The 18046-nt window shown below is 73.2% G+C and carries 17 protein-coding genes; 13 read left to right on the forward strand and 4 right to left on the reverse strand.

Annotated features, from left to right (window positions below; translation table 11 throughout):
- Nucleotides 1-66: 66 nt before the first annotated feature.
- Together M8C17_RS07630 and M8C17_RS07635 are read right to left on the reverse strand one after the other, a co-directional pair.
- Nucleotides 67-1329 (reverse strand): nucleotide sugar dehydrogenase, encoded by a 1263-nt coding sequence (locus M8C17_RS07630; RefSeq protein ID WP_252415679.1) that lies wholly within the window; start codon nucleotides 1327-1329, stop codon nucleotides 67-69.
- A gap of 124 nt (nucleotides 1330-1453) precedes the next feature.
- The gene (locus M8C17_RS07635; protein WP_252415680.1) at nucleotides 1454-2818 is read right to left on the reverse strand and encodes a serine/threonine-protein kinase; all 1365 of its coding nucleotides are present in this window, start codon (nucleotides 2816-2818) and stop codon (nucleotides 1454-1456) included.
- A 533-nt stretch (nucleotides 2819-3351) separates the two neighbouring features.
- Here M8C17_RS07635 and M8C17_RS07640 point away from each other — a divergent pair.
- The 10 genes from M8C17_RS07640 (at nucleotide 3352) to M8C17_RS07685 (ending at nucleotide 11020) form a co-directional block, all read left to right on the forward strand.
- Nucleotides 3352-4017, forward strand: a complete 666-nt coding sequence (locus tag M8C17_RS07640; RefSeq protein ID WP_252415681.1) for an RNA polymerase sigma factor — start codon at nucleotides 3352-3354, stop codon at nucleotides 4015-4017.
- Nucleotides 4018-4033: 16 nt separating this feature from the next.
- Nucleotides 4034-4771 (forward strand): hypothetical protein, encoded by a 738-nt coding sequence (locus M8C17_RS07645; RefSeq protein ID WP_252415682.1) that lies wholly within the window; start codon nucleotides 4034-4036, stop codon nucleotides 4769-4771.
- A gap of 157 nt (nucleotides 4772-4928) precedes the next feature.
- Nucleotides 4929-6164: an ergothioneine biosynthesis glutamate--cysteine ligase EgtA gene (gene egtA / locus M8C17_RS07650; protein WP_252415683.1), complete on the forward strand. Its 1236-nt coding sequence runs from the start codon at nucleotides 4929-4931 to the stop codon at nucleotides 6162-6164.
- The gene (gene egtB / locus M8C17_RS07655) at nucleotides 6161-7498 is read left to right on the forward strand and encodes an ergothioneine biosynthesis protein EgtB (protein ID WP_252415684.1); all 1338 of its coding nucleotides are present in this window, start codon (nucleotides 6161-6163) and stop codon (nucleotides 7496-7498) included. The genes egtA and egtB overlap by 4 nt, the downstream gene beginning before the upstream one ends.
- 31 nt (nucleotides 7499-7529) lie before the next feature.
- A complete protein-coding gene (egtC, locus tag M8C17_RS07660; protein ID WP_252415685.1) occupies nucleotides 7530-8276 on the forward strand; it encodes an ergothioneine biosynthesis protein EgtC in 747 nt (248 codons plus the stop codon).
- A 49-nt stretch (nucleotides 8277-8325) separates the two neighbouring features.
- Nucleotides 8326-9291 (forward strand): L-histidine N(alpha)-methyltransferase, encoded by a 966-nt coding sequence (egtD, locus tag M8C17_RS07665; RefSeq protein ID WP_252415686.1) that lies wholly within the window; start codon nucleotides 8326-8328, stop codon nucleotides 9289-9291.
- A gap of 216 nt (nucleotides 9292-9507) precedes the next feature.
- Nucleotides 9508-10095: a TMEM165/GDT1 family protein gene (locus M8C17_RS07670; protein WP_252415687.1), complete on the forward strand. Its 588-nt coding sequence runs from the start codon at nucleotides 9508-9510 to the stop codon at nucleotides 10093-10095.
- 39 nt (nucleotides 10096-10134) lie between these two features.
- The gene (locus tag M8C17_RS07675; RefSeq protein WP_252415688.1) at nucleotides 10135-10497 is read left to right on the forward strand and encodes a DUF1622 domain-containing protein; all 363 of its coding nucleotides are present in this window, start codon (nucleotides 10135-10137) and stop codon (nucleotides 10495-10497) included.
- Nucleotides 10494-10826: a hypothetical protein gene (locus tag M8C17_RS07680; protein ID WP_252415689.1), complete on the forward strand. Its 333-nt coding sequence runs from the start codon at nucleotides 10494-10496 to the stop codon at nucleotides 10824-10826. Before M8C17_RS07675 ends, M8C17_RS07680 begins: the two co-directional genes overlap by 4 nt.
- Entirely contained in the window at nucleotides 10823-11020 is a 198-nt protein-coding gene (locus M8C17_RS07685) for a hypothetical protein (protein ID WP_252415690.1), read from the forward strand. The genes M8C17_RS07680 and M8C17_RS07685 overlap by 4 nt, the downstream gene beginning before the upstream one ends.
- A 14-nt stretch (nucleotides 11021-11034) precedes the next feature.
- On the opposite strand, the gene nhaA is transcribed toward M8C17_RS07685, so the two are convergent.
- Nucleotides 11035-12402 carry a Na+/H+ antiporter NhaA gene (nhaA, locus tag M8C17_RS07690; RefSeq protein ID WP_252415691.1) on the reverse strand — a complete coding sequence of 456 codons (1368 nt, stop codon included), beginning with the start codon at nucleotides 12400-12402 and terminating at the stop codon, nucleotides 11035-11037.
- Nucleotides 12403-12739: 337 nt separating this feature from the next.
- Between nhaA and M8C17_RS07695 the strand changes: the two genes are divergently transcribed.
- Nucleotides 12740-14200, forward strand: a complete 1461-nt coding sequence (locus tag M8C17_RS07695; RefSeq protein ID WP_252415692.1) for a polysaccharide biosynthesis tyrosine autokinase — start codon at nucleotides 12740-12742, stop codon at nucleotides 14198-14200.
- Here M8C17_RS07695 and M8C17_RS07700 read toward each other — a convergent pair.
- Complete coding sequence (locus tag M8C17_RS07700; RefSeq protein WP_252415693.1) at nucleotides 14181-14735, reverse strand: low molecular weight phosphatase family protein; 555 nt, start codon at nucleotides 14733-14735, stop codon at nucleotides 14181-14183. The genes M8C17_RS07695 and M8C17_RS07700 overlap by 20 nt on opposite strands.
- Before the next feature lie 168 nt (nucleotides 14736-14903).
- On the opposite strand from M8C17_RS07700, the gene M8C17_RS07705 reads away from it, so the two are divergent.
- Nucleotides 14904-16151: a glycosyltransferase family 4 protein gene (locus tag M8C17_RS07705; protein ID WP_252415694.1), complete on the forward strand. Its 1248-nt coding sequence runs from the start codon at nucleotides 14904-14906 to the stop codon at nucleotides 16149-16151.
- Between the two features lie 100 nt (nucleotides 16152-16251).
- Complete coding sequence (locus M8C17_RS07710) at nucleotides 16252-18039, forward strand: DUF4012 domain-containing protein (RefSeq protein WP_252415695.1); 1788 nt, start codon at nucleotides 16252-16254, stop codon at nucleotides 18037-18039.
- The last annotated feature ends 7 nt before the right edge of the window (nucleotides 18040-18046 follow it).

The following is an 18046-nucleotide window of genomic DNA, read 5'->3' on the forward strand; positions in this document are numbered from 1 at the left end:
GGACGGACATCCGCCGGCCGGCCCCGCCGTCTTCCCCGGCGGCGGGACCGGCCAGCGGTGCCGGGTCTACAGACGCTCGACCATCGGGCCGGAGCAGCGGTTGCGGGTGTCGAAGACATAGCCGGCGTGCCGGACGACGAGGTCGTAGTCGAAACTGTCGTGGTCGGTGACCACGACCACCGCGTCGGCGGCCCGCACCTCCCGCTCGGTCAGGTCGACGATGGTCACCCCGGCGGGGATGTGGTGCGCCTCGGCGTACGGCTCGACCGCGTGGACCTGGGCGCCGAGGGCCTGCAACCGGCGGGCCACGTCGACCGCGGGGGAGTCCCGCATGTCACCGGTGTTCTTCTTGTACGCCAACCCGAGCAGCAGCAGCCGGGCGCCGCTGACCGCGCGGCCGGTCCTGTTCAGCCCCGCCATGATCCGCTGTGCGACGTGCTCGGGCATCTCGTGGTTGACGTCGTTGGCCAGCTCGATGAACCGGAACTGCCGGCCCAGGCGGCGCTTCACCTGCCAGGACAGGTAGCACGGGTCGATGGGCAGGCAGTGCCCGCCGACGCCGGGGCCGGGCCGGAACGGCATGAAGCCGAACGGCTTGGTCTCGGCCGCGTCGATCGCCTGCCAGACGTCGATGTCCAGGTGGTGCGAGAGCATGGTCAACTCGTTGATCAGCGCGATGTTGACCTGACGGAAGGTGTTCTCGATCAGCTTGGTCAGCTCGGCGACCTGGGTGGAGTCGACCGGTACGGTGCGCTCCACGAGACGCCGGTAGAACCCGTCCACGCGGGCCAGCGACGCCGGATCCACGCCCGAGACCACCTTCGGGGTGTTCTCCAGCCGCCAGGTCGGGTTGCCCGGGTCGATCCGCTCCGGGCTGTAGCCGAGGTGGAAGTCGCCGGGGCTCTGCAGCCCGCTGGCCGACTCCAGCAGCGGGCGCAGCAGCTCCTGAGTGGTGCCCGGGTAGGTGGTGGACTCGAGGATCACCGTGCTGCCCGGCCGCACGTACGGGCCGATGCCGATGCCGGCCTGCTCGACGAAGCTCAGGTCCGGGGTCCCGTCGCGCAGCGGGGTGGGCACGGTGATGACGCAGATGTCGAAGCCTTCGGCGTCGGTGTACTCGGTGCTGGGGTGGTACCGCCCACTGCCCAGCGCCCGACCCAGCCGGTCGGTCGGGATGTCCTCGACGAACGACTCGCCGGACGCGAGCCGCTTCACCCGGTCGGCGTCGACATCGAGGCCGACCACGTCCAGGCCCGCCTCGACGGCACGCATGGCCAGCGGCAGTCCGACGTACCCCTGGCCGATCACGACCAGCTTCTCAGCACTCACCCGGGCTCCCGCGGCAGATGGTGGAAATGACCTGCTGAGGAGCCTAGAGGGGTCTTCGACGACGTAAGTCCGTTTTGGTGATATCGGTGCTGGTGGGGTTGCGGACGCACCCCCCGGGACGGGCTCAACTGCCCGGCGGCCCTCCCGGGTCGGCCGGCGGGCTGGTGGTGGTGGGCGGCGGGTCGGACGGCGGGTCCGACGGCGGGTCCGACGGGGTGTTGGTCGGCGGCGGCGGGGTCGTGGCGCTTGTCGTCGGCGACGGAGGGCTCGCGGTCTCGCTGGGCTGTGCGGTCGGCGACGCGCTGGTCGAGGCCGACGGGGTGTTCTGCAGGGCCGGCGGCCGGTTCGGTCGGGCCGGATCCACCGTGACCTGCTCGTTGGCCGCCGGCAGGTCGACCTGACCGGTCGGCGCCACGGTCGGTGAGCTGGTCGGCAGCTTGACGGCCGGGGAGTCGCCGGTGTTCCGTGCCGCACCCAGCGCCGCGGCCAGGCCGACCAGCGCGACCAGCACAACCGCTCCCGCGCCGACCAGTGGGCCGCGTCGTCGCTGACGGCCAGCTCCCGTGCCCGCCACCGCCGCGCCGACCGGCACGTCCGTGCGCGTGCCCGGCCCGCCGTCGCGCAGGGGGACCGACGACGCCAGAGCGGTCGGCGGTTCCCCGCCGGTCACCGCTGTCCGGGCGGCCTCGGCCATCGCCGCGCCGCTGGTGAACCGCTCGAGGGGGTCCTTGGCCAGCGAACGGGACACCAGTGCGCGCACGGCCTCCGGGATCTCGTGCGGCAGCTCCGGCGGCTCGTCGTCCAGGTGCCGCACGGCGACCTGGAGCGGGTTGTCGCCGGTGAACGGCGGACCGCCGGTCAGGCAGCAGTAGGCGACGGCGCCCAGGGCGTAGATGTCGGTGGCACCGCTGACCGGCCGGCCGGCGGCCTGCTCGGGCGCCATGTAGAGCGCGGTGCCCGGCACCGCGTTGGTGCTGGTGATGCTGGTCACGTTGGTGGAGCGGGCCACCCCGAAGTCGACCAGGACGACCGTGCCGTCCTCCTGCACCAGCAGGTTGCTGGGCTTGACGTCGCGGTGCACGATGCCGCCACGGTGGGCGGCGTTCAGCGCCTGGGCGGCCTGGGCCACGATCGACATCGTCTCGGCCACGTCGAGCCGACCGGACGCCTCGATCCGCTTCGACAAAGGCTCGCCCTCGACGAACTCCATGACCAGGTAGTCGGCTCGGCCGCCGTCGGGCAGGTCGTCCTCACCGCAGTCGTAGACCTGCACGATGCCCGGGTGCCGCAGGGCCGCCATGATCCGCGCCTCGGCCCGGAACCGGGCGATGAAGTCGGGGTCGGAGACCAGCGCCGGCAGCAGGACCTTGACCGCGACCTGCCGGCCGAGGATCAGGTCGGTGCCACGCCAGACGTCGCCCATGCCGCCGGTGGCGACACGTTCGTCCAGGCGGTATCGACCGCTGAGCACGACCTCCGATGACAACACAGCATTACCGTACCCAGAGCGGCGCGCGACGGCGCGCCGCGGCTGCTCGGCCGGACCGTCGTACCCGGCGGTCCATCCGGTCTGACCTGTGTGGACCCGGTCTCTGTGTGACGAGGTGACGACACGCAGTGACAAAAGCCGACACATGTCGATCCACGCCTGCCCGTCGATGATGGTCGACGGCCCTCCGGTGCGCGCAGCGCCCGGAGGGCCGTGAGCGTTACGGCGACGCGCCGCCCCTCCGGGTTGATAATTGTCACTCTTCCGTGACACCGTGCCGACTTGTCGCCCCGGTTGGTCCCTCCTAGCGTTAGCCCGGCTCAGGCCCGCCCGGGGCAGCACGTCGAGAATCGACCATCATGGCGCTGGTCCAGACGACCCGCCCCGGCCATCTCGGCGCGGGCACGGGAGAGATCGGAAACGGCGGAGGGCGGTGCGGTGCGGGAGCTGGTCGGGCCGACGGTCCGAGCCGCGCGGAATGCCCCGGCGCAGCGGATCGGGCCGGGACGTCCCGGACGATCCGTGGTCGGCAGATGACCGGCGAGCTGTCGGAGGCGGTCACCGCGGCGCAGGCCGGAGACGAGGACGCGTTTCGCTTCCTCTACCGCAGCCTCCAGCCGGGCCTGCTGCGCTACCTGACCGCGCTGGTCGGCGCGGACGCCGAGGACGTCGCATCGGAGACCTGGCTGCAGGTGTCGCGCGACCTGCCCAGCTTCACCGGCGGTGAGTTCCGCGCCTGGACCGTGACGATCGCCCGCAACCGGGCCATGGACCACCTGCGCCGGCTGCGTCGCCGGCCGGCACTGCCGGTTCCGGTGCAGGCCCTCACCGAGCTGGCCGGCGACACCGACACCGCCGAGCGGGCCGGCGAGACGATCGGCACCGAGATGGCCCTGGCACTGATAGCCACCCTTCCTCCCCGGGAGGCCGAGGCAGTTCTCCTGCGGGCCGTGATCGGCCTGGACGCCGAGTCCGCCGGGCGGGTTCTGGGCCGCCGTGCCGGTGCCGTCCGGACCGCCGCCCATCGGGGCCTGCGGCGGCTCGCCGCACTACTGGAAAGGCAGGGCCTGGTCGCGACGCCGGCCCCTGACGAGGAGGGCGTGGCACCGCCGGTCGGTGCCGAGGCGACGCCGCCGCCCCGTCCGCGCACCGGTCGGTCCCGGCCGACGTCGCACGCCGAGCCGGCGGACGGGGGCTGACGTGAGGGGATTCCGGATGAACCCGTACCGGCGGGACCGGCGGGCCGACCGTGCCGAGACCGAGCGACTGCTCGACGCGAGCCGCGCCCAGTCGGACGCCACCTCGACCCAGGACCACGCCAGCACCCCCGCCGACCCGGTGGCCCGGCTGCTCGCCCAGGCCGCTGGCCCGACCCGTCCCGGTGAACTGGCCGGCGAGGAGGCCGCGCTGGCCGCGTTCCGGGCCGCCCGGGCCGACCCGGCGCCCACCACGGCACGCCGGCCGCACCGCCGCCGGGTGACCACCGGCGCGGTCGCCTGGATCGGCGCACTCGCGGCGACCGCCACCGCCGGCGCCGCCTTCGCCGCGGTCAACCTCGACCGGGCGCCGGAGCCGACGCCGTCGGCGCCGAGCAGTCCGTCGTCCACGCCCAGCGACGTCGGGGCGACCCCGTCCGACGACCGCACCACGCCGCCCGACCGGTCGACGCCGCCCGCTCCCCGCACCCCGTCGACCACCCCGTCGGTCACCGCCGCGCCGCCCGCCGAGGTGCCGCCCGCCGGGCAGTTGCGTGGGCTGTGCCACGCCTGGCTGGCCAAGAACCCCGAACAGCGGGAGAAGGCGTTGGACACCCCGGCCTTCGAGGAGCTGGTGACCGCCGCCGGCGGCGCCGCCGAGGTCGAGGCGTACTGCCAGCGGCTGGTGCCCGAGGCGACGCCGACCAGATCGGCGAAGGTCAAGCCGTCCCCGACCGGCCGGCCCGCCCACAACTGAGCACCCGGCCGCCGGCGCCGTTCGTTCCGCCCGCACCGGGAAATTCGTCTGTTAGACAGAGATTGGTGGCGCCGTCGACGCCCCCGACGGTGTCGGTGGGTGGGTTTACGGTGGCACAGTGTTCCGGAGCCGGCGCACGGAGAGGGGGCCCCGACCGGTGGTGACGTCACCCGAGTTGGACCGCAGCGCCATTCTGCGAGAGTCCGCCGCCGCAGGCAGGCACCTCGCCCGGATCTGCTTCAAGACCGGCCCACCCACCCGCACGGGCGTCGAACTGGAATGGACCGTGCACGACGTCGCCGATCCCGCCCGCCCGGTCGACCCGGCGAGGCTGCGGGCGGCGCTGGGGCGACACAGCCCCGTCACGCTGGACGCCACGAGCCCGGCCGAGCCGCTGCGACACGGCGGCACGGTGACGGTGGAGCCGGGCGGCCAGTTGGAGATCTCCACCCCGCCAGGCCCCTCGGTCGCCGCGTTGATCCAGGCCACCGAGGCCGACATCGCCCAGGTCACCGACCTGCTGGCCGCCGGCGGGCTGATCCTCGGTCGCAGCGGCATCGACCCGCACCGCCGGCCCCGTCCCGTGGTGGACACCCCCCGCTACCGCGCGATGCGCGGCGCCTTCGACCGGCGTGGTCCGGCCGGCCGGACGATGATGTACAGCACCGCCGGCCTGCAGGTGTGCCTCGACGCCGGCGAGCCGGACCAGGTGGCGGCGCGGTGGGCCGCAGCCCACGCGGTCGGCCCGCCACTGCTGGCCACGTTCGCCTCCGCCACCCGGCACGCCGGGCGGCGCACCGGCTGGGCCTCCGCCCGGATGGCCGCCTGGCTGGCCATCGACCCGGCCCGGACCCGACCGGTCTGGACGGCCGGCCGCGCCGACGAGGACCCGACCGCCGCGTGGATCCGGTACGTGCTCGGCGCGCCGCTGCTCTGCCTGCGTCGACACGGCCCGGACTGGACCGCGCCGCCCGGTGTCACGTTCGCCGACTGGCTTGACGGCGCGCTGCCCCGCCCACCCACCACCGACGACCTCGACTACCACGTCAGCACCCTCTTCCCGCCGGTGCGGCCACGCGGTTACCTGGAGCTGCGCTACCTGGACGCCCAGCCCGGCCGCGCCTGGCGCCTTCCGCTGGCGGTGCTGACCGCCCTGTTCGCCGACCCGGGCACCGTGCGCACGGCGTACGCCATCGGCGCGCCGGTGGCACACCGCTGGTCGAGCGCCGCCCGGCACGGCCTGGCCGACCCGGCGCTGGCCGCCGCCGCGGCGGCACTGCTCGACCTGGCCCTGACCACCCTGCCCCGGCTGGAGCTGCCGGCCGGCATCCACGACGAGATCCAGCGAGGCGTACGGCGGCGGCTGACCGCCGCGGAGAGGGGCGACCGATGACCGCGAGCACGACGGAGCACGTCGACGGGGAGCAGTTGCGCGGCAGGATCGCGGCGGAGCTGGCGCGGGCCCGGTCCCGCACGGCGCTGCTGACCGAGGTGGTCGACGACGCCGACCTGATGCGCCAGCACTCGCCGCTGATGTCGCCGCTGGTGTGGGACCTGGCGCACGTCGGCAACCAGGAGGAGCTCTGGCTGGTCCGCGACGTCGGGGGCCGCGAGCCGGTCCGGTGCGACATCGACGAGCTGTACGACGCGTTCAAGCAGCCGCGACGGGACCGCCCCGCGTTGCCCCTGCTGGCACCCGCCGAGGCGCGCGCCTACCTGGGCACCGTGCGGGACAAGGTGCACGACCTGCTCGACGCGATGACCTTCACCGAGCGGCCGCTGGTCGCCGACGGGTTCGCCTTCGGCATGATCGTCCAGCACGAACAGCAGCACGACGAGACGATGCTCGCCACCCACCAGCTGCGCTCGGGGCCGGCGGTGCTGCACGCCCCGCCTCCGCCGGAGCCGTCCGCCCCGGTCGGTGGGGAGGTTCTCGTGCCCGCCGGCCCGTTCACGATGGGCACCGACACCGACCCGTGGGCGCTGGACAACGAGCGCCCCGCGCACCGCGTCGACCTGCCCGCGTACGTCATCGACGCCGCCCCGGTCACCAACGGGCAGTACGAGACCTTTATCGCCGACGGCGGTTACTCCGAGCCCCGCTGGTGGAGCGCCGCGGGTTGGGCGCACCGGGTCCAGGAGCAGCTCAGCGCGCCGATGCACTGGCGCCGTGACGGCGACGGCTGGGTTTACCGGCGCTTCGGCCGGTGGGATCGGGTGCGCGCCGACGAGCCGGTGGTGCACGTGTGCTGGTACGAGGCGCAGGCGTACGCGGCGTGGGCGGGCAGGCGGCTGCCGACCGAGGCGGAGTGGGAGAAGGCCGCCCGCTGGGACCCGGCTACGGGGCGGTCCCGCCGCTACCCGTGGGGCGACGACGACCCGACCGACGCGCACGCCAACCTCGACCAACGTCACCTGCGGCCCGCCCCGGTGGGGGCGTACCCGGGCGGTGCCTCACCGCTGGGCGTGCACCAGCTCATCGGCGACGTCTGGGAATGGACCTCGACCACCTTCGGCGGGCATCCGGGCTTCGCGGCGTTCCCCTACCGGGAATACTCGGAGGTCTTCTTCGGCGGCGACTACCGGGTGCTGCGCGGTGGATCGTTCGGCACGGACCGGTCGGCCTGCCGGGGCACGTTCCGCAACTGGGACTATCCGATCCGACGGCAGATCTTCAGCGGTTTCCGCTGCGCCCGCGACGCCAGCCCGGACGAGTCGCACCGGTGAGCCCCGGTGGGTCGGCTGGCGGGGTCCGCTGATGTGTCGTCACCTGGCCTACCTGGGGCCGCCGGTCACGCTGGCCGAGCTGCTGTTCGAGCCCCCGCACTCGCTGGTGCGGCAGTCCTGGGCGCCTCGCGACATGCGCGGCGGCGGCACGATCAATGCCGACGGGTTCGGCGTCGGCTGGTATCCGGGTGACGGGGAGCCGGTGCGCTACCGGCGGGCGCAGCCGATCTGGAGCGACCCGACCATCGCCCAGCTCGCGGCGGTGACCCGCGCCGGCGCGGTGCTCGCCGCGGTCCGCTCGGCCACCGTCGGGATGGCGGTGCTCGACGGCGCCGCCGCGCCGTTCGCCGAGGGACGGTGGCTGTTCAGCCACAACGGGGTGGTGCGCGGCTGGCCGGACAGCGTGGTGCCGCTCGCGGCCGGGCTGCCGGTGCGCGACCTGCTCACGCTGGACGCGGCCACCGACTCGGCGCTGCTCTGGGCGCTGGTCCGGCAGCGGCTGCGCGCGGGCGCCGATCCGGCCGAGGCGGTCGCCCAGACGGTGGCGGACGTCGCCGCGGCGGCCCCCGGGTCGCGGCTCAACCTGCTGCTCACCGACGGGCACCGAATGGTCGCCAGTGTGGCGGGGCACGCGCTGTCGGTGCGCGCGGCGGCGGGCAGCGTGCTGCTCGTCTCGGAGCCGCACGACGACGACCCCGGGTGGCGGCCGGTGCCGGAGGGGCACGTGGTCACCGCCACCGCGGGCGAGGTGCGGGTGAGCCCGCTGCCGACGCGGTGAGCCGCACCGGTCGGGCACGCAACGGTTGATCGAGCAGAGAGGAACACCGATGACGGCGGAGCCGCTGGAGATCTACCTCGAGGAGCGCGACCTGGAGCGGGGTCTGCGCCAGGACGTTCGGGCCGGGCTGAGCGCGGAGCAGAAATGGCTCCCACCGAAGTGGTTCTACGACGCCCGGGGCAGCGAGCTGTTCGAGGCGATCACCCGGTTGCCCGAGTACTACCCGACCCGGGCGGAGCGGGCCGTGCTGGCCGAGCACGCGCCCGACGTCGCGGCGCTGACCGGGGCCAAGACCCTGATCGAGCTGGGCTCCGGCTCGTCGGAGAAGACGCGTCTGCTGCTGGACGCCTTCACCCGTCAGGGCGGGTTGGGCACCTTCGTTCCGCTGGACGTGTCGGTCAGCGCGCTGCTGGGCTCCACGGCGGAGATCGCCGCCGACTATCCGGGGCTGCGCGTCCGCGGCATCGTCGGGGACTTCACCCGCCAGTTGGACCGGCTGCCGACCGGCGGCCGCCGGCTGGTGGTGTTCCTCGGCGGCACCATCGGCAATCTCCTGCCCGCCGAGCGGGCCGGGTTCCTGGCCGAGATGCGCGCCGCGCTGGAGGTCAACGACTGGCTGCTGCTCGGCACCGACCTGGTGAAGGACCCGTCGGTGATCGTGCCGGCGTACGACGACGCGGCCGGGGTGACGGCGGAGTTCAACCGCAACGTGCTGCACGTGATCAACCGGGAGTTGGGCGCCGACTTCGACCCGGAGGCGTTCGACCATGTCGCCGTGTGGGACCCGGCCCACGAGTGGATCGAGATGCGGCTGCGGGCGACCCGGCCGATGCGGGTCCGGGTGCTGGACCTGACCGTCGAGTTCGCCGCGGGGGAGGACCTGCGCACCGAGGTGTCGGCGAAGTTCCGCCCGGCGGGGATCGCCGCCGAGTTGGCGACGGCGGGCTTCACCGCGACGGAGTTCTGGACCGACCCGGACGGGCTGTTCGGCGTCACGCTGGCCCAGGCCCGGTGAGCCTGTTCACCCGTCCCGGCCGGCCCGCCCGATGATCGGTTAGGCTGGTCGCGCGAAGGGGAGTAGCCCCCAATGTCGTGGTCGACATACTGGTGCGTTCCGCACCCGGCCACGCGGCCCCGGTCTCCGGGGCGGGCGAGACCTTCGACTCAGGCTGTGTAGCCGGGTCGAGGGCGCCTCTTTCCCTCCTCCCGGCGTGAAAACGGGAAGGACGTCATGGAGGGATTCTTCGCCGCGCTGGTCGTCAGCTTCGGCGTCATCTTCGTCGCGGAGCTGGGGGACAAGAGTCAGCTGATGGCGCTGACCTTCGCCACCCGGTTCCGGACGATGCCGGTGCTGATCGGCATCACCGTCGCCACGGCGGTGGTGCATCTGGCGTCGGTCGCCATCGGCACGGGTCTCGGCGCGGTGCTGCCCACCGACTGGATCTCCCTGGTGGCCGGCCTGGCGTTCCTGGGTTTCGGCGCGTGGACCCTGCGCGGTGACACGCTCACCGAGGAGGAGAAGCGCAAGGCCGAGAAGACCAGCAAGACCGCGATCGTCGCGGTGTCGGTGGCGTTCTTCCTGGCGGAGCTGGGCGACAAGACGATGCTCGCCACGATCACCCTGGCCACCAAGTACGGCTGGTTCGGCACCTGGCTCGGCTCCACGGTCGGCATGGTGGCCGCGGACGCGTTGGCCATCCTGGTCGGCCGGCTGCTCGGCCGCCGGCTGCCGGAGAAGACGATCAGGTACGGCGCGGCGGTGCTCTTCGCCATCTCCGGGCTCTGGTTGATCCTGGAGGCGGTGAGCGAGCTGACCTGATCGCCGACTACCCGCGTCGGTGACGGGTAACGGCTCCGGGTGGAGGCGGCCGAACTGCTGCGCCAGGGTGACGAGGTGCTGGTCGCCGTGGTGGAGGTCGCCGGTGCTCTGGTCATCTTCGTCGGCGCGGTCTGGGCGGCGGTGCGGTTCGTGGTCGAGGGGCTGCGACACCGCACCGCCGCGGTCTTCACCCCGATCCGGCTCTCCCTCGGCCGGTTCCTGACCCTCGGCCTGGAGTTCCAGCTGGCGGCCGACGTCCTGCGAACCGCGGTGTCCCCGTCGTTCGACCAGATCGGCCAGCTGGCCGCGATCGCCACCATCCGGACGGCGCTGAACTACTTCCTGGGCCGGGAGATCCGTCAGGAGCAGCGGCAGGTCGTCGAGGGGGAGCACCGGACGTGATCGGCGCGCTGGTGACCGCGGTGACCGCGCTGGCCCTCGTCGTCGGTGTGGTCACCGTGCTGAGCACCGGGGGAGGCCGTACCGCCATCCGGGTGCTGTTGGACCTGCTGATCGCTGCCGGTCTGCTCCGGCTCGTCGGCGATCCGGGCTGGAACGGGCTGGCCGGCGCGGCGGCGATCATCGCGCTGCGGCAGCTTCTCTGGGCGGCGCTGGGCGCCGCGCCGTCGTGGTCACGCCGACAATCCCCGCCGCCCTGCGCCGGGGACGATCACCACCTACCGTTGTCGGTACGAGGCGAAACCGGCGCGAGCGGGAGGACGACCAGATGAGCAGGCACGACGAACCGAACGAGTACGGCTTCGCCGGCGGTGCCACCGCTCCTGAGCCGCAGCCCGGCGGGAAGCCCGACGAGCAGGACCTGGCCGAGGAGGTGGCGGTGCCCGGTGACGACCTCACCGAGCCGGCGGCCGAGGCGCTGTCCGAGGAGACCGAGGAGCGCCGGCCCGCCAAACGAGGCCGCTGACCGGCCGGCGGAGGTCAGCCGTCGGCCTTCCGCTGGTAGACGTCGGGCACGCCGTCGCCGTCGGCGTCCAGCCGCTCCCGCTCCGTCACCCGGCGGTACACGGCGTTGCGGCGGGCGAGCACGGTGGCGGCCAGCCCGGCGGAGATCACCGAGCCGGCGAGCACGGCGGCCTTGACCCGGTCGTCGGCCGTGCTTCCGGCGCCGAACGCCAGGTCACCGATGAGTAGTGACACGGTGAAACCGACGCCGGCCAGCAGTGCGATTCCGAGCAGATCGGCCCAGCTGATGTCCTCGTCCAGTTGGGCGCGGGTGAACCGGGCCAGCAGGTAGGTCGATCCGAAGATGCCGATGCTCTTGCCGAACACCAGGCCGGCAACGATGGCGATCACCACGGGCTCGGTCACCAGGGCGCCCAGGTCGGTGCCACGAAGCGTGACCCCGGCCGCGAACAGCGCGAAGACCGGCACCGCGAACCCGGCCGACACCGGCCTCCAACGGTGCTCCAGGTGCTCGGCGAGCCCGCCGCCGTCGCCGTTGGCCGGCGGCCGGTCGTCGGTCGCCGGGGCGCCTGCCGGGCGGCGGCCGGCCAGGACCGGCACGGTGAAGCCGAGCAGGACACCCGCCACCGTCGCGTGCACGCCGGAGGCGTGCACGAGGGCCCAGGCGGCGACCGCGAGCGGGATCAGGGCCCACCACCAGGTACGCCCGCGCTGGACGAGCAGGGCGAAGAGCCCGATCGGCGCCAGCGCGGCGAGCAGCGGCACGGGGTGGAAGTCGGCGGTGTAGAAGACCGCGATGATGGTGATCGCGAACAGGTCGTCGACCACGGCGAGGGTGAGCAGGAAGGCGCGCAGGCCCTGGGGCAGGTGCGAGCTGACCACCGCGAGCACCGCGAGGGCGAAGGCGATGTCGGTGGCGGTGGGGATCGCCCAGCCGCGCAGCCCTTCCCCGCCCGCCGTCACCACGACCGCCACGTAGATCAGCGCGGGCATCAGCATGCCGCCGAGGGCGGCGACGACCGGCAGCGCGGCGCGCCGCGGGTCACGTAGTTCCCCGGCGACGAACTCCCGCTTGAGTTCCAGCCCCACCACGAAGAAGAAGACGGCCAGCAGGCCGTCGGCGGCCCAGGTGGCGACATCCAGGTCGAGGTGCCAGCGCGCGCCGCCGGGCCAGGGCACCCACTCGCCGAGCCGGGTGTACGAGTCGACCCACGGGGAGTTCGCCCAGATCAGCGCCAGCACGGCGCCGAGCAGCAGCAGGGCGCCACCGACTGTCTCGGTACGCAGCACGTCGGCCAGGTGGCGGGCCTCGGGCCAGGACGATCGAGTGAAGAGCCGGACCGTCGGCCGGGACCGGTCGGGGGGCGGGGTGCGGTCGGTCATCGGTGGCGCTCACCTCGGCTGTCGGGACGGCAGGAACCCACTCGCCGACCAGACTTCCCGGCACACCGTTGCCGACCCTATCCGGGCTCGGCTGTCGCGGCGACCGCAGGGGCGGTCGAACGCCGCCCGATCAGCCGTCGACTTTTCCCCGGATGTCACCGCTGCCGAATGGACGTTTGTCGGGTTGGTCATTGGGGCGCACTTGTCGCCGCTGAAAACACATAACTCCGGACATAAGCCGTATGAGCCGGTTTAATGGTTTCACGAGTTTACAGACGACCTTGGGGGTTTTCGTGAAGTTCTTTGGCGTAACCGGACCGGCACGGAGGCGCTCCTGATGGACCTGCTCCGCCACATGCGCCACGTGCGTCGGCACTGGTGGGTCGCACTGGTCACCGTCATGGTGGCCCTGGGCGTCTCGGCGTTCCTGACCGTACGGGCCCAACCCCGGTACGTCGCCTCGGTGACGTTCTTCGTCACCACCCCCAACCAGGGCGTCACCGACGCCTATCAGGGTGGGCTCTTCCTTCAGCAGCGCGTCAAGTCGTACGCCGATCTGCTCAACAGCGACCGCCTCGCGCAGAGCGTGGTGGCGGAGAACCCGGTCGGGCTCACCGCCGACGAGGTGCAGCGGCGGGTGAGTACCTCCACCGAGGCGGGCACCGTCCTGCTGCGCGCGTCGGTCACCGACACCGACCAGACCCGCGCGTTGCGGGTGACGGAGACCCTCGCCGCGAAGTTCGTCGAGCTCGTGCAGAGGGTCGAGACACCGCCCGAGGGCAAGGCGCCGATCAAGATCGAGGTGGTCAGCGGCCCCCGGGTCAGCGCCAGCCCCGTCTCACCACGGCCGGTGCAGAACCTCACTCTCGGCGGCCTGATCGGCCTGGTGCTCGGCGTCGGCCTGGCGATCCTGCGTGGCGTGGCCGACGTCCGGCTGCGCGACGCCGCTGGCCTGCAGAGGGCCACCGGCAGCCCGTTGCTCGGTGAGATCCCGTTCGAGAGCAACGCCCGCTCCGCGCCGCTGATCATCGGCGACGCCGCGACCTCGGCGCGCGCCGAGGCCGTCCGCAAGCTGCGTACCAACCTGCGCTTCGTGGACGTGCATGAGCCGGCCCGCGTCATCGCCGTGACCAGCGCACTGCAGGGCGAGGGCAAGACCACGCTCTCCTGCAACCTGGCCATCGCGCTGGCCGAGGCGGGTTGGCGCGTCCTGCTGGTCGACGCGGACCTGCGTCGTCCCAAGGTCGACGAGTACCTGGGCATGGACGCCGGGGTCGGCCTCACCGACGTGCTCGTCGGCGACGTCCAGGTCGGTGACGTGGTGCAGCGCTGGGGGGACAAGTCCCTCCTGGTGCTGCCGAGCGGCTCCGCCCCGCCGAACCCGAGCGAGCTGCTCGGCTCCAAGGCGATGGCGGACCTGCTGCTGGCCCTGCGCGAGTCGGCGGACATCGTGATCATCGACACCGCGCCGCTGCTCGCGGTGACCGACGGCGTGGTGGTGGCCGTGCAGGCCGACGGTGCGCTGCTGGTGACCCAGCAGGGCCGCACCTCGCGGACCCAGGTGGCCGCGGCGGCCCGTTCGCTGCACTCGGTCTCGGTCCGGCTGCTCGGCTGCGTGCTGAACATGGCCAAGGTCGCCAAGGCCGAGGCGTACCAGTACGAGGCCTACCGGGTGGTCGCCAACACGGCCACGCCGTCGGTGCCGACCGACCGGGCCACGTCCGCCCGGCACGGCGAGGGCACCGGGGTCAACGGCGTCAGCGACCGCACCCAGGAACTCACCCGGTTGCCCCGATGAGCGCGGCGAGGGGTCGCAGCGAACGTTCGATCTCCTCGGCGCAGCGTCGGAAGTCGGCGGCGGTCCCGCCGATCGGGTCCCGTAGGTCGTCCGCGTCCGGGGCGGCGGGTTGCAGCCGCCCCCGGGCGCGGGCGGCGGCGGCGATCGCCGCCCGCAGCGGGTCGTCGGCCATCTCGGCGGGCGGTTCGGCCGCGGCGGCCAGCCGGCCGAACTGGCGCAGGGTGAACGTCCGGTGCAGGGCGGCCGGCGCCAGAGCGGTGCAGACCGAGCGCTGGCGCCGGGTCGCGGTCAGCACCAGCGTCGCGTCGGCCAGGTACTCGGGCCGCAGCCCCCGGCTGCGGAACTCCGCCGCGTCCGCGCCGCTCTCGGCCGCGATCTCCATGGCGTACGGGTGCATGCCCAGCCCGTCCACGGCGTCGGTGCCGGCACTGGCCACGATGACCGGCCGATCGGCCAGCATCCGGCGCGCCAGGTACTCGGCCATCGGCGATCGGCACAGGTTGGCGTGGCAGACGAACAGCACGCGGTCGGCCATCGGGACCCCTCTCGTCGGTGCGGACGCGGGTGGCCGCACCGCGAGGGCGGTGCGTCGACGCCGGTGGCCGCGCAGGGAGGGGTTGTCGGAATCGTACGCGGGCCGGGTGCCCGCCCGCCGTGGTGCCGCGCCGACGGACGCCGATCCGCGGTGGACGGCGGTGGCCCCGTGAAGATCGGCATCCTGTCGTACCACTTTCCGCCCGAACCGGCGTTCATCCCCGGCAGTCTCGCCGAGGAGCTGGCCGCGCGCGGGCACGAGGTCCGGGTGCTCACCGGGTTCCCCGACTACCCCGGCGGCCACGTCTACCCAGGTTGGCGGCAGCGCTGGCACCACGAGACAAACAGCCGGCGGCTGACCGTGCGGCGGGTCCCGCGGTACTCCGGTCGCCCCGGGTCCACCGGCGTCCGGGTGGCCAGCTATCTCTCCTTCGCCGGCAGCGCGACGCTGGCCGCGCGTCGGTACCTGGGCGACGTGGACGCGCTCTACGTCTTCCAACTGCCCGCCACCACGTTCGCCACCGCCGGGGTGCTCCGGCTGCTGCCGCGGGTGCCGGCGGTGCTGCACGTCCAGGACGTCTGGGCGCGCGACGGCGCCGACGAGACGGGCGACGGGCGCTGGGCGGCGCGGATGAGCACCGCGATGGCCCGGATATTCCGGTCGGCCGCGCGGATCGCCGTTGCCGCACCGTCCATGCGGGACCTGGTGGTCGCCGCTGGCGCTGACCCGGCCCGGGTCCGGCTGGTTCTCAACTGGACCGACGAGCGGATCTTCCACCCGGCGACGCCGGGCGCGGCGGCCCGCCAGCTGGTTCGCCGGGACGCGCGGTGCGTGGTGATGCACGCCGGCACCATCGGCCCCCGGCAGGGTTTGGAGACGGCGGTACGGGCCGCCGCGGCGCTGGACCGGACGATGGAACTGGTCCTGGTCGGCTCGGGCGCGGACGAGCGGCGCGTGCGGGGGCTCGCCGCCGAGCTGGGCGCCGAGAACGTCCGCTTCCTGGAGCGGCGGTCCCCGGTCGACATGCCCGAGCTGTACGCCGCTGCCGACTACCAGCTGATCATGCTGCGCGACCTGCCGGAGTTGCGCGGCATGGTGCCCGGCAAGTTGCAGGCCGCGCTCTCCTGCGCCGCACCGGTCGTGGCCTCTGCCGGCGGGGACACCGCCGAGCTGGTCGAACGCGCTCGGGCCGGGCTCTCCTGCCCTCCGGAGGACTGGGCCGCGCTGGCCGACAGGTTCTGGTTGGCCGCGACGATCCCCCCGCCGGCACGGGCGGAGATGGGTCGCCGGGGCCGGGAGGCGTACCTGCGGGAGATGTCGTTGCCGGCCGGCGTGGACCGGGTGGAGCGGCTGCTGCACGAGGCGGCAGGTCGGGTCCCGGAGGCCGCCGCCGAACCGCGAGGCAACCTCGCGTAACGGACAACAATCGCCATAACGGTACGAGCTTCGCCGATGCGTGCTAAGAACATCAGGGATATCGGACCTTCTGTCCGATTCCGGGGAACGGGAGTGTGGTGTGACGGAGGAGAGCGAACGTCCGCGCCGACGGCGGAGCCGGTCCCGGCGCCGTCGGCGGGCCCGACTGCGCCGCGCGCTCCTGGGTGCCCTGGTGGTCGGCTCGCTGCTGCTGGCGACGGGCGGGTGGATCGGCTTCCGCGGCTGGCAGGCGCGGGCTCACCTGCTCAACGCCGCCGGACTGGCACGGGAGCTGAGCGCGCAGGTGGTCGGCGGGGACAGCGATCGTGCACTGCGGACACTCGCGGCCCTCCAGGAGCAGTCCGGCGCGGCGCGGGCCGCGACCGCCGACCCGGGTTGGCGGCTCGCTGGGCGTACCCCGATCGCCGGCGACGACGTCGACGCGGTCGGGCGGATCGCCGTGGCCATCGACGAGCTGGCCCGACAGGCGTTTCCGACGCTGCTGCGCACGGACCTGACCAGCCTGGTGCCCACCGGGGGTCGGTTGGACCTGGGCCGGCTCACCGCCGTCTCCGGCGAGCTGTCCCGGGTGGACGACTCGGTGCAGCGCACCCGCAGCGCCCTGGCCGCAGTGCCCGCCGACCGGCTGGTCAGCCAGATCCGGCAGGCACTGACCGACCTGCGGGGCGAGATCGACCGACTCGCCAGCCTCACCTCGGCCGCCGACCAGGGCGCCCGGCTGCTGCCGCCGCTGCTCGGCGCCAACGGGCCACGGCGGTACCTGCTCGTCTCGCAGAACCCCGCCGAGCTGCGCGCCACCGGTGGCATGTTCGGCGCGTACGCGATGATCGAGGCCGACAAGGGTTCGGTCCGGATGGGCAAGCAGGGCAGCAGCGCCTCCCTCGGCCAGTTCAACCCGCCGTTGAAGCTTCCCGCCGAGACCAGGGCGCTCTGGACCGACCTGCCCGGCATGTATCCCGCCGACGTCAATCTGACCCCGCACTACCCGACGGCCGCCGCGCTGTACCGGGAGATGTTCCGCCGCAAGACCGGCACCACCGTGGACGGTGTGCTCGCCGTCGACCCGGTCGTGCTGTCCTACCTGCTCAAGGCGACCGGCCCGGTGCTGGTGCCCGGCGGCGTCCCGCTGTCCAGCGAGAAGGTCGTGCAGACCCTGCTCAACGAGACCTACCAGCGGTTGGACGTCAAGCAGCAGGACACGTTCTTCGCGGCGTCCGCAGCCGCGGTGTTTGACGCCTTCTTCAAGAAGAATGTCAACCCGAAGGTGTTGTTGTCCGCATTTGACCGTGCTATCACGGAACGCCGGATATTGTTCTGGAGTGCCCGACCGGAGGAACAGCGGACAATCGGCGACAGCCGGTTGGCCGGGACGCTTCCGGAACAGGACACCGTGCCGACGGTCGGCGTGTTCCTCAACGACGGCAGCGGCGCGAAGCTCGGCTACTACCTGCGGCCGACGGCGAATCTCACGGTCGGCGAATGCCAACCCGACGGTCGCCGCGAGCTTCGGCTGCGGGTGACTCTGCGCTCGACGGCGCCGAAGTCCGGACTCAGCGAGTCGGTCCTCGGCCTCGGCATGGCCGGAGACCCGTACACCATGCGCACGTTGGTGTCGATCTTCAGCCCGGCGGGCGGGAGCGTGCTCGACGCTCGTCTCGACGGCACGGAGATCGCAATGGGCACCGGCACCGAACGCCGTCGCCAGGTCGCCACGGCCAACGTCGAGGCGAGCCCCGGAGCCGAACGGGCTCTGGAGGTCACCCTGTTGACCGCCAAGACCGGCGCCGGGCAGGCCGAGCTGTGGCTGACCCCCACCGCCAGCCCTTGGACCACCCAAGTTCATTCCGCACCAAGCTGTGACCAGTAGGAGGGAA

Origin of the sequence: Micromonospora sp. RHAY321 (assembly GCF_023896955.1) — a bacterium.
Classification (GTDB): Bacteria; Actinomycetota; Actinomycetes; order Mycobacteriales; family Micromonosporaceae; genus Micromonospora.